Origin of the sequence: Streptomyces davaonensis JCM 4913, from assembly GCF_000349325.1 — a bacterium.
Classification (GTDB): domain Bacteria; phylum Actinomycetota; class Actinomycetes; order Streptomycetales; family Streptomycetaceae; genus Streptomyces; species Streptomyces davaonensis.
Map to the genome: position 1 here is coordinate 8,448,574 of NC_020504.1, position 16,925 is coordinate 8,465,498.

A 16,925-nucleotide genomic window follows, 5' to 3' on the forward strand; every position below is an offset into this window, starting at 1 on the left:
CTCACCGACGCAGCTCCGTCTCCCGCTCCATCCGGGACAGCTTTTCCGGGTTGCGTACCGCGTACAGGCCCGTGATCAGTCCCTCGTCGATGCGGAGCGCCAGTACCGTGTCGACCTCGCCCGCGAGCCGGAGGACCAGGGCCGGGCCGCCGTTGACGTGGGCGGTCTGGAGAGGGGAGTCGGCCGTGAAGCGGGATGCCGAGAGCAGGGCCGCCACCCGGTCGGCGCCCATGATCGGGGTGAGCGTGGCCTGGGCGACTCCGCCGCCGTCGCCCAGGAAGACGACGTCCGGGGCGAGGATGTCGAGCAGGGTCTGCAAGTCGCCTGTTTCGACGGCCCGTTGGAAGGCTGCCAGGGCGGCGCGGGTATCGGCCGCCGAGACGTCTCCGCGGGGGCGGCGTTCGGCGACGTGGGAGCGTGCGCGGTGGGCGAGTTGGCGTACCGCCGCCGGGGACTTGTCGACGGCCTCGGCGATCTCGTCGTAGTCGAGGGCGAAGACCTCGCGCAGCACGAACACCGCCCGCTCCGTCGGCGTGAGCGTCTCCAGGACGAGCAGCATCGCCATCGAGACGCTGTCGGCCAGCTCCACGTCCTCCGCCACGTCCGGCGCCGTCAGCAGCGGCTCGGGCAGCCAGGGGCCGACGTAGGTCTCCTTGCGGCGGTCGAGAGTGCGCAGGCGCATCAGGGCCTGCCGGGTCACGATGCGGACCAGGTAGGCGCGGTGGTTCTGTACGGCGTCGAGGTCCACGCCCGCCCAGCGCAGCCAGGTCTCCTGGAGCACGTCCTCGGCGTCGGCGGCCGAGGCGAGCAATTCGTAGGCCACCGTGAAGAGCAGGTTCCGGTGGGCGATGAAGGCCCGGGTGGCGGGGTCGCCCGTACCGGTGTGCGCCGTGTCGGCCATGCGTGGTCCCTCCGCTGTTCTCTCGACGGTTTCGCCCAACAGACATGCCGACACGGCCGACTTGTGACATCGCCGGGATGTGCCGCTCGTCACTGTCACAGCAGCCGGGGCGTCGGCATCCCATGACCGACAGCACTTCGCACCACTCACCAGGAGCACCCGATGGAACTTCGTTTCGACCTGCTCACCAACGACCTCGGCACCAAGATCGCCAAGCGGACCTACGGCATCAACCGGCTCATCGAGCAGTCCTCGCTGCCCAAGACGACCCATGAGCTGGTCAGCCTGCGCGCCAGCCAGATCAACGGCTGCGGCTTCTGCGTCGACATCCACATCAAGGAGGCCGCCGCGGCCGGGGAGACCCCGGACCGCGTCGGCCTGGTCGCCGCCTGGCGGCACTCCACCGTGTTCAGCGAGGCCGAGCGGGCCGCGCTGGCGCTCGCGGAGGAGGGCACCCGGCTCGCCGACGCGCACCAGGGCGTCTCCGACGAGACCTGGGCCCTGGTGCGCAAGCACTACGACGACGACCAGACCGTCGCACTGGTCGCCCTGATTGCCATGATCAACGCCTCCAACCGGTTCGGCGTGATCCTGCACAACCAGGGCGGCTCCTACCGGCCCGGCATGTTCAACGGCATGGCGGACTGATCCGCGGCACGCGCGCCGGGGCCGGGCATCGGACACCGGATGCTCAGGCCCTGGCGCGCAGCTTCCGCAGCAGGGGCCACGCCAGCAGCACGGCCACCACCACGTAAACCGTCACCGAGAACGGCGTGTTGACCAGGCCCGAGACACTGCCGTCACTGATCTGAAGGGCCCGGCGCAACTGTTGCTCGGCGTTCGGGCCGAGGATGACGCCGATGACGGCGGGCAGCACGGGCAGCCCGTAGCGCCGCATACCGAAGCCGATCAGGCCGATGACCAGAAGGATCACCAGGTCGATCACCTCGCCGCCGACCGCGTAGGCGCCGACCGCCGCGAAGAAGAGGATCCCCGCGTACAGATAGGGCCGCGGGATCCGCAGCAGCTTCGCCCACACCGGTGCCAGCGGCAGGTTGAGCGCGAGCAGCAGCACCATGCCGACGAACAGGGACGCGATCAGGCCCCAGACCAGGTCGGGTTCGCGCTCGAACAGCAGCGGTCCCGGCTGGATGCCGTACTGCTGGAAGGCGGCGAGCATGACCGCCGCGACCGCCGTGGTCGGCAGGCCGAGGGTGAGCATGGAGACGAGCGTGCCCGCCGCCGAGGCGGACGCCGCCGACTCCGGTCCCGCGACGCCCTCGATCGCGCCCTTGCCCCACTCGTCCTTGTGCTTCGACAGGCGCTTCTCCGTGACGTAGGACAGGAAGGTCGGGATCTCCGCGCCGCCCGCCGGGATCGCGCCGAACGGGAAGCCGATGAACGGACCGCGCGCCCAGGACTTCCAGGTCCGCCGGACGTCGTCCTTGCCCAGCCACGGACGCCCGACCGGTATCGCCTCACCCGGGCTGCGCCGCAGATGAGCCGCGACCCACAGCGCCTCGCCGATCGCGAAGAGACCCACCGCCACGATCACCACGTCGATGCCGTCGGCGAGTTGGAGCGAGCCGAAGGTCAGCCGCTGCTGGCCGGTCATCTGGTCCAGGCCCACCAGACCGATGGTGAGTCCGATCAGCAAGGAGGCGAGCCCTCTGATCCGCGAGGAGCCCAGCACCGACGTCACGGCGATGAACGCCAGCACCATGATGGCGAAGTAGTCCGGCGCGCCGATGTCCACGGCCAGCTCGGCGACCGTCGGCGCCAGCATCACCAGCAGGATCGTGCCGACCATCCCGCCCGCGAAGTGCCCGATGGCGGCCGCCGCGAGAGCCTGCGCGCCCCGCCCCGACTTGGCCATGGGGTTGCCCTCCATGGCCGCGACCACCGCGGCACTCTCACCCGGTGTGTTGAGCAGGATCGAGGTCGTGGAGCCACCGAACATCGCGCCGTAGTAGATGCCCGCGAACATGATGAACGCGCCGGTCGGATCGAGCCCGTACGTCACCGGCAACAGCAGCGCCACCGCCATCGCCGGACCGATGCCGGGCAGTACGCCGATCGCGGTGCCCAGCAGCACCCCGAGCGCCGCCCACAGCAGATTGACCGGGGTGAGGGCCGTGCCGAAGCCGTCCATGAGGGAGTTGAGGGCGTTCATGTCACAGCGCTCCCATCAGCGGACCGCCGGGCAGCGGCACTCCGAGCAGGTTGTTGAAGACGACGTAGGTGAGCAGGGAGAGCACGGCCGCGATGAGCGGATCGCGGTCGATGCGGCGGCTGCCCAGCGCGTAGGCCGCGCCCCAGAACAGCAGGGCGCCCGCGGCCGGGAAGCCCAGCGGCTCGATGAGGACAGCCGAGCCGAGGAACACCCCGGCCAGCAGCGCCACCGTGCGCCAGTCGGCGGGCTCGGACAGGTCGATGTCCTCACCCGTCTCCGCCTGCCCGTGCCCGCCGCGCAGCACGTCCACGGCCAGCAGCGCGGCGATGACCAGCAGCCCGATCCCGACCACGATCGGCACGGTCTTGGGGCCGACCGGACCGCGCTGGGCGATGTCCACGTCCATGGTCAGCGCATCGGTGAGCACCAGCACCCCGAGCGCCAACAGCAGGACGCACACGCCGAGTTCGGAGTGCTCGCGCAGCCACGAGCGCCGTTCGGCGGTCGTCGTGGGGGGAGTTTCCGTCCGTGTCGTCACAGTCCCAGCTCCTTCAGCACCGACACCACGCGCTTGTCCTGGGCGTCCAGGAAGTCGCCGAATCTCTCGCCGGTGAGGAAGGCGTCCTCCCAGCCGTTCTGGTCCATCGACTTCTGCCACTCCGGCGAGTCGTGCAGCGCCTCAACGAGCCCGGTGAGCTTGTCCCGTTCGGCGTCGGTCAGTCCGGGCGGGGCGACGATGCCGCGCCAGTTGGTGAAGTTCACGTCGTACCCGGACTCCTTCAGCGTCGGCGCGTCCTTGAGCCCGGCCACCCGCTCCGGACCGGTGACCGCGAGCACCCGCAGCTCACCCGCCTTGATCTGGTCCAGGTACTCGCCCACCCCGGACACCCCGAAGGCGACCTTGTTGCCGAGGATCGAGGCGAGCAGCTCGCCACCGCCGTCGAAGGGGATGTAGTTGACCTCCTTCGGCGCGATCCCGGCCGCCCGCGCCATCAGCATCGGCGCCAGATGGTCGGGCCCGCCGGGCGAGGACCCGCCGCCGACCGGCAGCTTGCCCGGATCGTCCTTCCACGCCTCGATCAGCTCGTCGATCGTCCGGTACGGCGACTCGTCGGCCACGACCACCACGTCCTGCTCCTCGGTGAGCCGGGCGATGGGCGTGGTGTCGGCCAGGGTCTTGGGCGCGTGGTTGGAGCGGGCCGCGCCCACCACACCGAGCCCCATCGACATCGCGAGCTTGCCGTTGCCGTGCTCGCTCACCAGCCGGGTCAGCCCCACGGTGCCGCCGGCGCCGGGGAGGTTGAACACCTCGATGTTGTGGGTGAGTCCGGCGTCCTCGGCGTTCTTCGCGGCCGTACGGGCCGTGATGTCGTAACCGCCGCCGGGCGTGTTGGGAACCATCAGCCGCAGGCCCGGGATCTGCGTGCCGGTCTCGGCGCCGCTGCCGGTGGTCAGCAGCGGCGGTCCCACGAGGACCAGTACGGCGGCCCCGAGCAGGGCGAGAGGAGTGCGCAGGCGCACGAATGCCACCACCTGTCGGTATGGAGGGGTGAGGTGGGCCACATCGTGCAGCGAGCCCGACGGCCTGTCTCGCTTGCGGAACCAACGGAGGTTTTGGTCTTTGTGTCAGCCGTGGACGTCTTTTCCCGGCCACCGCCAGAAGCCATGATGGGGCGACCCGGCACCCGGAAACCACCAGGTCGGAGATCGAGGACGTCGTGGTCACCCCCTTCCGCCGCCAGACCCTCGCGGGCGAGATGCTGCTGCTCCAGCTCGCCATCGTGGTGATGGTGCTCTTCGCGGTCGCGGCGGTCTCGCTCGCCCAGTCCGAGGCGACCTTCGAGCGGGTGGAGGGCCGCCGGGTGGGCGCGCTGGCCGAGCAACTGGCAGCGACCCCTCTCGTCCGCAGCGAACTCGCCCGGCCCGTGCCGCAGGAGGCGCTCGCCCCGCTGGTGAATTCCATGCAGACCCAGTCCGGGGTGACCTCGGTGACCATCGCCGACGCCGACGGCCGGATCGTCAGCTCCACCGACCCCACCGTGATCGGCGACCGGTTGCCCCTCGGGGCGGGCGCGGCGGCGGGCCGCGGCTGGTCGGGGCCGCTCACCCTGGACGGCAGCCGGGAACTCGTTGCGCAGGTCCCCGTCCTCGGGGCCACCCGGGACAACCTCGGCCGCCACCTCGGCACCGTGATGATCGGCGAGGCCGATCCGACGGTGTGGCAGCGCCTGAGCGGCGCCTCCTCCTACCTCCTGGCCTACCTCGGCATCGCCAGCGGCCTCGGCGTGGCCGGGTCCTGGCTGCTCGCCCGGCGCGTCAAACGCCAGACCCTCGGCCTGGAACGCGCGAGATCGCGGGCCTCGCCGAACACCGCGAGGCCATGCTGTACGGCATCGCCGAGGGCGTGATCGCCCTGGACCCGGTGGGCCGGCTGACCCTGGCCAACGAGGTGGCCCGTGCGCTGCTCGACCTGCCCGAGGAGTGCGTCGGCCGCAGCCTCGCCCAGCTGGGCATCGAGGGACGTCTGCGGGACGTACTCTCCGGAAACGGGACCACCGCCGACCAGCGCGACCAGGTCGTGGTCCGCGGCGGCCGGGTCCTGGTGATGAACCGGATGACGGTCACCAAGGACGGCCGCCCGCTCGGCTCCGTCACCACCCTGCGCGACCGCACCGAACTCGCCCGGCTTGAACGGGAGATCGGCTCCTTCCGCAGCTCCACGGAGCTGCTGCGCGCCCAGGCCCACGAGTTCGCCAACCAACTGCACACCATCTCCGGGCTCATCCAGATCGGCGAGCAGGACGAGGTGGTGCGCTACATCCGCGGCCTCAACCAGCGCCGCCAGTCCCTCGACGTCACCCTGAGCAGGCGCGTGCGAGACACCGCCGTGGCCGCCCTGCTGATGGCGAAGGCGTCCCTCGCCGCCGAACGCCGGGTCACCCTGCGGATCTCCGACCGCACCGCCCTGGACCGGCTCGCCCCCGAGGACGCCGCCGATGTGGCGACCGTCGTCGGCAACCTCGTCGACAACGCCGTCGACGCCGCCGCGCACGACGGCTGGGTCGAGGTCGAACTGCGCCAGGACGCCTCCAGCGTGGAGATCGTCGTACGCGACTCAGGGCCCGGAGTCGCCCCGGAACTCGCCCGTGAGGTGTTCGCCCACGGCTTCACCACCAAGGCCGCCCAGGAAGGCCAGCGCGGTATGGGCCTGGCGCTCACCCGGCTGGTCTGCGAACGTCACGGCGGTGAGATCTCGGTGACCAACACCCCGGAGGGGGCCATGTTCACCGCGCGCATGACCGTCAGCCACCTCACCGACGCGGTGGCGGAAGGAGCGACATGAGCGACGAACGGCACGGGATAGGCGTCCTCGTGGTGGACGACGACTTCATGGTCGCGAGGGTCCACCGCGCCTACGTCGAACGCGTCCCGCCCTTCAAGGTCGTCGGCGTCGCCAGCACCGGCGAACAGGCCATCGCCGCGGTCGACGAACTGCGCCCGGACGTGGTCCTGTTGGACCTCTACCTCCCCGACATCTTCGGCCTCGACGTCATCCCCCGACTGCGTACCGCGGGCCACGACTGCGACGTCATGGTCATCAGCGCCGCGCGCGAGGCGGACACGGTACGCGGCGCGGTGCGCCACGGAGTGGTCGACTACCTCCTCAAACCCTTCGACTTCGAGGACCTGCGGCTGCGCCTGGAACGCTACGCCGAGCAGCGCGGCAAGCTGCGCGGCACGGTCGTGCGCAGTCAGGCCGACGTCGACCGCGTGCTGGCCGGCGCCGCCGGCCCCGCGCCGCTCCCCGCCGCGCTCCCGAAGGGCATGAGCGTGGAGACCGCCGAACTCATCCAGCGCACCCTCCGCGACTGCCCCGACACCCTCTCCGCCACGGAGTGCGCCACCCTCACCGGCATCTCCCGCGTCAGCGCCCGGCGCTACCTGGAACACTTCCACACCATCGGCGAGGCCCGAGTAACCCTTCGCTACGGCACAACAGGCCGCCCGGAGCGGCGCTACAGCGTGAACGGGCGGGGGAGCGGAGTGCCGGTGGAAGACGAGGCCAGGGCCTAGGAATGTGCCTCCCCGGGTGACGGGAGTGACGGTTCGGAGCCACGGTGCGCTTCGTTCACTGATGAGTATCTACTTCCGTTTGCGCGCGGTCCCGCCACCGGCACTGCGCAACAGCGCCGCCTGGTTGCAACGGTTGTTCGAGGACGAGTGGGACGCCGTCCGGGACCGGGTCAGCCGGCACCGCGAAGAAGTGCTGGACGGCGGCTATCTCGACCACGAACTCCTCTACGCCGGCGGGCCACCGCACGACGTGGCACGCGGTCCGCACGCCCAGGTGGTCCTCGGCGGGCGGCCGGTCTGGCACCCCGATCCGCTCCAGCCGCCGTTCCTGCTGCTGTCCCCGGTGTGCACGGCGCGGGTCGCCACCCATCTGACGACCGCGGACTTCGACGCGCTGTGGGAGCGGGCCCGCGCGCCGCTCACCCTGGGTGCCGAGCGGACCGAGCCGGAGACCCGCGCGAAGCTCGCGGAGACCCACCGGAGCCTGACGGCCTTCTACACGACGGCCGCCCGACACGGCGACGCCGTCGTCAAGTGGCTGGTGCCGGAACGCTCCGCCCGCCACGGGGCCGCCCGCACGCCGGAGCGAGATGAGAGATCCGGCGTCGTCGGGACCATCGAGTGAACGGCTGCTCGAGGTCAGCGACGGGAGCGCCTGGGGTGGATTCACCGACCAGCGCCTCGAATTCCGGTTGTCGGCCCCTCCGCACGGCCTACCGTCGAGCGGTGGATCTCTTCGCACGCTCCTGGACCGCCCTGCGCACCGCGATCGCCGACACCCCCGACGAGGAGTTCGACCGGCCCTCGGGATGCGCCGGGTGGCTGGTGCGGGACCTGGTGTGCCATCTCGTCATCGGAGCCCAGGACATTCTGATCACGCTGGTCACACCCGCCGACGCCGAGCCGACCGTGAACGCGGTCGGTTACTGGCAGCTCGTCGAGCCGCCGACCGGTGAGGACCCGCTCGACGCCCTGATCCCACGGCTCGCCGCGGCCTACGGCGAGCCGAAGTGGCTGAAGTTCCACTTCGACGACGTCGGCTCCGCCGCCGGACGCGCCGCCGAACTGGCCGACGTTACCGCCCGCGTCAGCACCCGCGACGAGGTGCTGACCGTCGACGACTTCCTCCACGCCTACGTCCTCGAATGGACCCTGCACCACCTCGACCTGATCGCCCACCTCCCGTCGGCCCCCGAACCGCCCGCCGAGACCCTCACCGCCACCCGAGACCTGCTGGAGCGCCTCGCGGGAACGCCGTTCCCGGCCGCCTTCCCCGACCGGGATGCCCTGCTGATCGCCACGGGCCGCCGGATGCCGACCGAAGCGGAGCGCGCCGAGCTGGGCGACCTGGCGAAGAGACTGCCGCTGGCCGTGGGGTGAGCGCTGTTCCATGGGCCCCGGAGCGTCGCCCTACGAACCGACGAAGCGCACCGTCTCCGCCAGGTCCGCCCGCCCGGTCCGTACCGGCGGCACGCCCTCCTTCTCGAACCCCACGGCGACACCGCAGAACAGCACGTGCCCCGCATCGGCTCCGGTGACCTCGCCGACCGTCTCGCGATACATCGTCCACATCACCTGCGGACAACTGTGCAGGCCCTCCGCCCTCAGCAGCAGCATGACGGTCTGGAGGAACATGCCCGCGTCGCCCCACTGTCCGGGCCCCATGTCCCGATCGAGGTAGCAGAAGAGCACGACCGGCGCCCCGAACGCCGCCGAGTTCAACGCGGCGATCTTCCGGGGCCGGTCGACATCGTCCCGCTCGATCCCCAGCGCCGCGTACCGCTGGGCGGCCGCGGCCGAGAACCGGTCCAGATACGGCGACTTCAGCTCGGCCGGGTACATCGGGTACTCCCGTTCGTCACCCGGGTCTCCCGCCAGCGCCCTGGCCGTCGCCCGCCGCTTCAGCTCCGCCAGTGGCTCGCCGGTCACCACGCACAGGTGCCATGGCTGGAGGTTGCCGCTCGACGGCGCCCGGGCCGCCGCGGCCAGCACGCGCTCGAGCACCTCCCTGGGCACCGGCTGGTCGCTGAACGCCCGCACCGCCCGCCGACTGTCCACGGCCTCGTACACATCCACGCCCCGACACCCTCCCGGCCGCTTCGCATGCGGCTCAACCCTCACCCAAGCGCACATCAACCGGTCGGCCCAACGGTTAATCGATACGCCGGGTGAAGCGGCCCGGCGCTTGATCAACTCGGGGGCGGGCGGAGCCGATCCTGGGTCGGCAATGATCAACGGACCGACCGGTGCCCCTGACGCCGAATCAGGTCCCCTCAGCCGCATGGAGTTTCCCTTGCGTGTTCGTCGTATCGTGACCAGCGCCCTCGGCGCCGCCGCTGTTGTCCTGACCTCGCTCGGCACGGTCACCACGGCCTCCGTACCCGCCGCCGCCGACCCGTGCGGCTTCTTCGAGACCGGCTCGGACGCCTTCTACAACCACTGCACCTCGGACGGCTCCAACGTCGTCATCAAGGTCGAGGTCTCCCTGGCCCCCGACTACGAGCGCTGTGTCGGCCCCGGTAAGTCCTGGCTGGGCTCCGCCTCCAAGATCCAGGGTGCGTACTACACCGGCCGCACCTGCTGATCGGGGGACACGTGTTGAGGGGCGGACGGGCCGCGCGGTCCGTCCGCCCCTTCCGCCTGCCCGCTAGGGAACTCCGAGCTGCCGCTGAGCACGGCCTCGGCCTGGTAGGCGCCTTCACCGCAGGCCGCCGCGAGCCGCGGTGCGGCCGCGCTCGCGAGTTGGGTGGATTGAATCGATTCAATCACGATCTGCGATGAGTCGGCTCAGCGAATCGCGGCGCGTCGTGGCAGGCGTTTTCTGCGACGGTCCGCGTGTGTGCCAACAGCCTCGTGGCCCGTCAAGGGGTGCCGTTGATCGAGTGGTGACGCCAGGGGCTCGGGCGTACCGTCTAACGGTGGACCGACGGTGGACGCATCCGTCCACCGACCCCTCGCGAGGGCGTGCGCCCCGAGAGTGCGACCCGACATGAGCAGTAGACCGCAGCCCATCACACCGCAGACCACCGCCCGGGAGAACGGCGGTGGCGGCAGCGCGATGGCCCTGTTGGTCATCGCCTCGTGCCAGTTGATGGTGGTCCTGGACATCACCATCGTGAACATCGCGCTGCCGGACATCCAGCGCTCCCTGGACTTCTCCACCACCAGCCTGTCCTGGGTGGTCAACGCCTACACGCTGACCTTCGGCGGACTGCTCCTGCTCGGCGGCCGGACGGGCGACATCCTGGGCAGACGGCGGGTGTTCATCTTCGGAGTGCTGCTCTTCGTCCTCGCCTCCTTGCTCGGCGGGCTGGCCCAGAACGAGGCCCAACTCCTCGCCGCGCGTGCTCTCCAGGGTGTCGGCGGCGCCATCGCCTCGCCGACCGCCCTCGCCCTGATCAGCACCACCTTCCGCGAAGGCCCGGAACGCAACCGGGCGTTCGGCGTGTTCGCCGCGGTCTCGGCGGGCGGCGGCGCGATCGGACTGCTCGCCGGCGGCATCCTCGTCGAGTACCTGAACTGGCGCTGGGTGCTCTTCGTCAACGTCCCCATCGGCATACTCATCGCGATCGCCACCCCCCGCTGGATCCGCGAGTCCGAACGCCACCCCGGCCACTTCGACATCACCGGCGCACTGACCTCCACCGCGGGCATGGTGCTCCTGGTCTACGGCTTCATCCGGGCCGCGCAGGACGGGTGGCGGGATCCGCTCACCCTGGCCTCGTTCGGTGGGGCCGTCGTGATCCTCGCCCTGTTCGTCTTCGTGGAACGGCGGTCCACCCAGCCCATCACACCGCTGCACATGTTCGCCGACCGCAACCGCGCCGGCACCTACGGCATCATGCTGTGCCTGGCCGCCGCGATCTTCGGCATGTTCTTCTTCCTGACCCTCTTCGTGCAGAACGTGCTGGACTTCAGCCCCTTGCAGGCCGGGCTCGCCTTCCTGCCGGTCAGCGCGGTCATCGCGATCGGCGCCGGACTGGCCTCGAAGTTCCTGCCCGTCTACGGGCCCAAGCCCTTCATGGTGGTCGGTGCCATCCTCGCGGCGACCGGTCTGAGCTGGCTGACCCTGACCGACATCCACTCCACGTACGCGGGCAGCGTGCTCGGGCCGATGCTCGTCTTCAGCCTCGGCATGGGCATGGAGTTCGTCTCGCTGACCCTCATGGCGCTCTCCAACGTCCCCGTCCGGGAGACCGGCGCCGCCTCCGGGCTCCTCAACGCCACGCAGCAGGTGGGTGGTTCGCTGGGCCTGTCCATCCTGGTCACGATGTACGGCACGGCCAGCAGGAACGAGGCCGAGGAACAGGTCCCCGACTTCCTGTCCCAGGCGACCCCCGCCCAGAGACTGGAGTACGAGCGCACGGGTGAGCTGCCACCACCCTGGTCGCACGAAGTCCTCACCGCCGGAGTCTCCTCGGCGTTCATCATGGCCGCGATCTTCACGGTGATCGCCGCGCTGATCGCCATCCTGGCCATCCAGGTCCGCCCGTCCGACCTGGAGCGGCTCAAGGGCGGGGAGACGCCGGGGCCGGTCTGACGGCCCCGGCGAACGAGCGGGGATCAGGGGGCCGTCGGCTCCGCTCCCCACGCCGCCGCGCACAGGGAACGGTCGATCTCCGTGGTGTAGTGAGCGGCCGCCAGCCAGGCGTGGCCGAATCGGTCCAGGTCGGCCGGTACCAGACGCCCGAAGGAGTCCCGGCCCCGATCGGCCGCCGCCGCGTGCAGTTCGTCGAGCAGTTCGCCCGCGGTGGGAAAGCCAGTTCCGCGCAGGCGTCGGCTGTCGCTCGCGCTGTCTCCCGGGAAGGCCAGCACCCGACGGCCTCCGGAGGCGGCCTGGTGGACCCGTCGGCGCAGCAGGTGCAGGGGCGCCTCGTCGGGAGCGGAGTGCCCGAGCAGGGGGGCGGCTGTTGCCCCTTGGGGCAGGTCCGCGTGCTGGAGGCGGTCGACACCCAGGTCCAGACGGGCCTCGCGGTCCGTGGGATGGGTCGTGGCCAGCAGGAGGGCGCGGGCGTGCGGCGCGGGGGTCAGCCGGGCCACGACCCGCAGTCGGGTGCCGGGTGCGGTGGCGAGCAGCCGGAGGTTGTCGCGGTCGGGGAGCGCCGGATGGTCATGGGCCGCAGCGAAACGGACCGTCACGCCGTCGCAGTCGGCCAGCAGACAGTCGCCCGCCGCCTCACGGACCGTGCCGATCAGCGTGACGTCGAGGAACAGCAGGCCGGGCCCGTCGGCCGACAGGGCCCGCACCGCCTGCTCGGCGACCGGCACCGCCCACAACCGGTCCAGCGGCTCGCCGTCCCAGGCCGCGCCGGACGCGCGCACCGCCCGTACGCCCTTGCCCGCACCCAGCCGTCCCGTCGGCGAGACGGTCGCCCCGGACACCGCCAGACCGGCCCGGGACAGCTCACGGTGCGAGAGCGCCGTATCGCCGATCCGTACGGCGCGTTCGGCCGCCCCCACGGCCCGGCTCGCCCCGCCCGGCGCCACGTCGGACACCGTGTACAGGCGGCCCTCGGCGTCGGCGGTCCAGGTCACGGCGCCCGCGTAGCCGGTCGCGGTGAGGACGGGCTCCGAGAACAGGCCGTACAGCCGCAGGGAGCCGTCCGGCGTGTACGGCTGTCGCACGCTGCCGCGCAACGCGGTCAGCTCCGGGCCGGTGGCTCGCGGGAGGCGATGCGCCGCGCTCAGGACGGCGTGCAGTCCGGCGACGAGATCGGTGAGCCGGTACGACGGGTCCGCGCCGCGGGCCGCCCGCAGCGCGGTGACCACGGCGACCGCCGAGGCGGCGGCCCGGGGCAGCCCCGCGAGCCGTGCCGTGTGCGCGGCGCGCAGCAGCTCGGCCTGGGGCACGGCCCCGGCACCGTCCGTACCGGCGTCGAGCACGGCGGCAGCGGCGTCGTGCAGGGCGCGGGCGGCTTCGACCTGTTCGGGGGTCGGTGACTGGTTCGCGTCCGGGACCTCGGGCTCTGCCGCCTCAGGCTCCTCCTCCGGTGCGGCGGCGTCGGCCTGCGAGGCCACCGGCGCCATCGAGGCCGCCGCCGCCCGGTGCAGACAGTCCGGTGCCAGCAGGCACCCGCACCGGATCGCGTCCGCGCCGGTCACCACCCCGCCCGGGGCGTGCAGTTCGAGGTCGGTGTCGTCGTCCACGGCGAGACGTACGGTGTCGCCGTCCACGACGACCGGGCAGCCCGACAGTTTGGCGACACCCGCGTCCAGGCGTTTGCGCAGCCGGGGCGACAGCGCTCCGACCAGTTCTGCGGTCACCTCGGGGGCGACCGGCGGCAGGCCCGGGCTCATGCGATCTTCTCTCCTACCCAGCGGGCGAGTTCGAGCGGACTGAGGGCGGCCACCGGCATGCCCGCGGCGACGAGCTGTCCCGCCACGCCGGTGGAGTAGCGCGGGCGGCCCGCGTCGTCGAGACTCGCGCAGCCCAGCACGTGGCAGCCCGCCCCGACCAGGGCACGCACCTCGCCGAGGAGTCCGCCGAGCGGATAGCCCTCCTCGAAGTCGCTGACGACCACCACGAGTGTCCGGGACGGCACCGTGACCAGTTCACGGGCGTGCCGCAGTCCCGCGGCGATGTGCGTGCCGCCGCCCACGCTGACCTCCAGCAGCAGGGACAACGGGTCCTCGACATGCCCGGTGAGGTCGATGACCTCGGTGGAGAAGGCGAGGAAGTGCGTGGACAGCGTGGGCACCCCGGCCAGGACCGAGGCGGTGAGCGCGGCCCAGACCGTGGACGCCTCCATCGACCCCGACACGTCCGTGACCAGGATCAGCCGCCAGTCGGCGGCCCGCTTCGCCCGGGTGCGGAACACCGGTCGCTCCGGGATCACCACGACCCGGCCGTCCGGCTCGCGTCGCGCGGTCGCCAGGTTGGCGCGAAGGGTGCGCGGCAGGTCGAGGCCGCCGCCCGGACGCCGGCTCGGGCGGGGCAGCGCCGTGCCGTGCAGGGCGGGGCGCAGTCGCGTGGCCAGCTCCCGGGTCAGTGCGTCCACCAGCCGCCGCACGAGGGGCCGCAGCGCGGCCAGCCGCGCCTCCGGGAGTCCTCCCGCATGCCGCAGCACGGTCCGCAACAGATCCACGGACGGCCGCACACGGTCCGGATCGAGCTCGGCGAGCACATCGGTACGACCCTCCGCCGCGGCGGCGGCCAGCACCTCCTCCCGGATCCCCGGCCCGAACAACGCGGCCAGCTCCTCCGACCACTCCCGCACCCCTGGATACGGCGCCTCCCGGCCGCCGCCCGATCCCGGCAGCCCGCCCCGGCTGCCCTCGCCGCGCCCGGCGCCGTACAGCTCGTCCAGCGCGGTGGCCAACCCGGCGGCGGAACGCGGCAGTTGATCGTTGCGCCGCCCCAGCACCAGCCGCCAGCGGTCGGCGGGGGAGAGCTGCCGGTCGGCCAAGTCCGGTGCGGGTTCGGGGGTTTCGGGCTCTGGTGTTTCCGCGGCCCGGGGCGACGGCAGCAGGCCGAGCCGGTCCAGGTCGGCCCTGGCCGCCAGGTCGGCTCGTGTCCAGCCGGCCAGCGCGACGGGGTCGACGCCGCCGGTGTCGGTCACCGCCTGTCCGGCGCCGAGGCGGTCCTCCACGGCGGAGAGCAGGCGCTCGCGAGCCGCCGGGCTGAGCGTGTCGAAGCCGCCGCGCAGCGCGGGCAGCCGGTCGAGGAACGCCCGGTCCGACAGCTCCGCCACCCGGCCCAGCAGCGGCTCCAGCGCGGCGGGCGCCGACTCCAGGAGCGGTCCGGCCGCGGTCAGCACGCCCGTGAGACGGGCGGTCAACGCCGACCGGGACTCCCCGGTGGTGGCCGAGTCGACCCACGAGGCGATACGGCCGCCCAGGGCGTCCGGCGCCTCGTGCCCGAGCAGGACGCGTACCGCTCCGGCGGCGCCCCGCATCAGCGGTGAGCCCTCTGCCGCGAGTCGGGTGAGCGCGTCGGTGAGCCGGATGCCGCCCAACAGGTCGGCGCGGTGGGCGAGTTCGAGCAGGGCATGCGCGTCGGCCGGATCCTCGGATCCGGTCAGCCCGTCCACCTGGCGCACCGCGGCGGTCGTCAGCAACTCGGCCACGGCGACGGCCCGTTCCGTACGCTCCTCATCGGCGGCGAGCCCCGGGATGTGACCGGCGCGGAGCCGGTCCAACAGGGCGAGAGCGTCGAGGAGTTCGGGCAGCGTGCCGGAGTGCGGCAGCACCTCGGCGACATCCGTGAGCCGTTCGTCCGCGAGCGCGGGCAGTCCGCACTCCGCGGACTCCCGCAGGCCCCGCAGTGCCTGATCGGCCGTACTCCCGCCCTCGTCCCGCTCCGTGCGGCGCCGCTCGCGCAGCACGCCCTCGGCGGCCTGGGCCGCGGTCACCCCGCGCACTCCGGCCGCCGTCAGCATCGCCGCCGTGGCCGGGGTCCAGCGCGCCTCCCACCGCGAGGAGAGCGCCTCGGCGCCGCCCGCACCGGTCACCTCCTGGGCCTCCGCGTACGGCACTCTGCACACGGTCAGACGGCGCAGCAGCAGTTCGCGCCGACGGTCCAGATCCGAACGGAGCGGATCCAGCCGCAGATCGCGTGCGGCGCTGCCGGCTCCCGGTCCCGGCAGGCCCAGTTCCGCGAGCTCCGCCTCCACCGCCGGGGCCAGGCCGCTGCGGGGTGCGCCGGGCGCGGGGCGTCCGACCCGGGTGCCGACGAGCACGCGCTCCATCGCCTGTGCCACGGCCCGCCCCCGGCCGTACGGTTCACCCTGCGCGAGCACCGTCTGTACTGCCTCGACCAACTCACCGCGCCCCGCGGCGGGCAGCCCTCGCAGCCTCGCCAGATCACCGGCGAGGCGCGTGATCTCCCGAGCGTCGGCGGGCCCGGACGGATGCCCGAGAGACCGCAGCTCGGCACACACCCGCACGGCCGCCCGCGTCAACGCCTCCTCCAGCGCGGCCGGTTCCCCGGCCGCCTCACACACCAGGTGCTGCCACTCCGGGTCCCGGATGCCGGCGGGGTATCCGGAGCGCTCGTCCAGGAGGGCGTAGGTGTAGGGGATGAGGGAGGTGGTCCAACTCCCGCCCGCTGTGGGTGAGTCGACCTCCGAGGCGGGATCGGGCGCGCCCTGCACCAGCGCCGGAGCATGAAACGCGCCGACGACCACCGCCGCCCGTTCCCCCTTCGCCGTGGACTCCGCCAGACGCGCCCGCATCCACCGCTCGCGCCGCAGATCCAGCTCGGGCACGCCGCCCGACGCCGCCGCGTCCTCGCGCAGGGCCCAGCCGGTGAGCAGGGCGGCCCGGCGCAGGGCCTCCGGTGGGGAGCCCGGAGCGGTGGCCTCCACCAGACGGTCCCACAAGTCGTCCCCCGGGCGGCCGGTCAGCCGGGCCCGCAGCACCTCGGCGATGCCGGGACCGACGGACCCCGACCGGCCCGCGCTCCGCCCCTCACCCCACACCCGGTCGGCCAACGGCAGATCACACGCGACGACCGGCACCCCGTGCCGCGCCGCCCAGCGGGCCGCCGCCAGCTCGGGCGAGAAGTCGGCGAACGGGTAGAACGCCGGACCACCCCCGTCGCGGGCCGTGGGCGCCGCCGCCAGCGCGACCGGTGCCTGGGTGTCCTCGTGGGCCAGCCACGGCAGCCACTCCTGCATTTCCGCCGGGAGTTCGACGAGGAGCACGTCGGGCTTGGCCGCGTCCAGGAGCGCGGGCATGGCCGCGGCCAGGGACGGGGCGTGATGGCGAACGCCGATGAGGTACGGGGCCGCCGGGTCGGTCAGGGCGGTCATCGCCTCGTCGGGGGAGAGGGGCATG

At 72.5% G+C, this 16,925-nt stretch carries 13 protein-coding genes and 1 pseudogene; 7 read left to right on the forward strand and 7 right to left on the reverse strand.

What is annotated here, in order from left to right:
- Position 1: 1 nt before the first annotated feature.
- Positions 2-901 (reverse strand): RNA polymerase sigma-70 factor, encoded by a 900-nt coding sequence (locus BN159_RS37350; RefSeq protein ID WP_015662235.1) that lies wholly within the window; start codon positions 899-901, stop codon positions 2-4.
- Positions 902-1,063: 162 nt separating this feature from the next.
- Between BN159_RS37350 and BN159_RS37355 the strand changes: the two genes are divergently transcribed.
- Positions 1,064-1,549 carry a carboxymuconolactone decarboxylase family protein gene (locus tag BN159_RS37355; protein ID WP_015662236.1) on the forward strand — a complete coding sequence of 162 codons (486 nt, stop codon included), beginning with the start codon at positions 1,064-1,066 and terminating at the stop codon, positions 1,547-1,549.
- A gap of 43 nt (positions 1,550-1,592) precedes the next feature.
- Here BN159_RS37355 and BN159_RS37360 read toward each other — a convergent pair whose 3' ends face one another.
- From BN159_RS37360 to BN159_RS37370, 3 genes are read right to left on the reverse strand one after another with little or no spacing between them, the layout of a single operon-like run.
- Positions 1,593-3,074, reverse strand: coding sequence for a tripartite tricarboxylate transporter permease (locus BN159_RS37360; RefSeq protein ID WP_015662237.1), 1,482 nt, complete (start codon positions 3,072-3,074; stop codon positions 1,593-1,595).
- 1 nt (position 3,075) lies between these two features.
- Positions 3,076-3,612 (reverse strand): tripartite tricarboxylate transporter TctB family protein, encoded by a 537-nt coding sequence (locus tag BN159_RS37365; protein ID WP_015662238.1) that lies wholly within the window; start codon positions 3,610-3,612, stop codon positions 3,076-3,078.
- Positions 3,609-4,595 (reverse strand): Bug family tripartite tricarboxylate transporter substrate binding protein, encoded by a 987-nt coding sequence (locus tag BN159_RS37370; protein ID WP_015662239.1) that lies wholly within the window; start codon positions 4,593-4,595, stop codon positions 3,609-3,611. The genes BN159_RS37365 and BN159_RS37370 overlap by 4 nt, the downstream gene beginning before the upstream one ends.
- Positions 4,596-4,792: 197 nt before the next feature.
- Between BN159_RS37370 and BN159_RS37375 the strand changes: the two are divergent.
- The 4 genes and pseudogenes from BN159_RS37375 to BN159_RS37390 all read left to right on the forward strand — a co-directional run bounded on the left by BN159_RS37375 (position 4,793) and on the right by BN159_RS37390 (position 8,528).
- Positions 4,793-6,417 (forward strand): annotated as a pseudogene (locus tag BN159_RS37375) (ATP-binding protein).
- On the forward strand, positions 6,414-7,148 hold the full coding sequence (locus BN159_RS37380) for a response regulator (protein ID WP_015662242.1): 735 nt from the start codon (positions 6,414-6,416) through the stop codon (positions 7,146-7,148). Before BN159_RS37375 ends, BN159_RS37380 begins: the two are co-directional and overlap by 4 nt.
- Before the next feature lie 61 nt (positions 7,149-7,209).
- Positions 7,210-7,773 carry a DUF1877 family protein gene (locus BN159_RS37385; RefSeq protein WP_015662243.1) on the forward strand — a complete coding sequence of 188 codons (564 nt, stop codon included), beginning with the start codon at positions 7,210-7,212 and terminating at the stop codon, positions 7,771-7,773.
- Between the two features lie 101 nt (positions 7,774-7,874).
- Positions 7,875-8,528 carry a maleylpyruvate isomerase N-terminal domain-containing protein gene (locus BN159_RS37390; protein ID WP_041820416.1) on the forward strand — a complete coding sequence of 218 codons (654 nt, stop codon included), beginning with the start codon at positions 7,875-7,877 and terminating at the stop codon, positions 8,526-8,528.
- A 30-nt stretch (positions 8,529-8,558) separates the two neighbouring features.
- On the opposite strand, the gene BN159_RS37395 is transcribed toward BN159_RS37390, so the two are convergent.
- Complete coding sequence (locus tag BN159_RS37395) at positions 8,559-9,224, reverse strand: nitroreductase (RefSeq protein ID WP_015662245.1); 666 nt, start codon at positions 9,222-9,224, stop codon at positions 8,559-8,561.
- 205 nt (positions 9,225-9,429) lie between these two features.
- On the opposite strand from BN159_RS37395, the gene BN159_RS37400 reads away from it, so the two are divergent.
- Positions 9,430-9,732, forward strand: coding sequence for a DUF6355 family natural product biosynthesis protein (locus BN159_RS37400; RefSeq protein ID WP_015662246.1), 303 nt, complete (start codon positions 9,430-9,432; stop codon positions 9,730-9,732).
- 405 nt (positions 9,733-10,137) lie between these two features.
- On the forward strand, positions 10,138-11,688 hold the full coding sequence (locus BN159_RS37405) for an MFS transporter (protein WP_015662247.1): 1,551 nt from the start codon (positions 10,138-10,140) through the stop codon (positions 11,686-11,688).
- Positions 11,689-11,711: 23 nt separating this feature from the next.
- Here BN159_RS37405 and BN159_RS37410 read toward each other — a convergent pair whose 3' ends face one another.
- Positions 11,712-13,445, reverse strand: coding sequence for a hypothetical protein (locus BN159_RS37410; protein WP_015662248.1), 1,734 nt, complete (start codon positions 13,443-13,445; stop codon positions 11,712-11,714).
- Positions 13,442-16,924, reverse strand: a complete 3,483-nt coding sequence (locus tag BN159_RS37415) for a vWA domain-containing protein (protein ID WP_015662249.1) — start codon at positions 16,922-16,924, stop codon at positions 13,442-13,444. The genes BN159_RS37410 and BN159_RS37415 overlap by 4 nt, the downstream gene beginning before the upstream one ends.
- Between the last annotated feature and the right edge of the window lies 1 nt (position 16,925).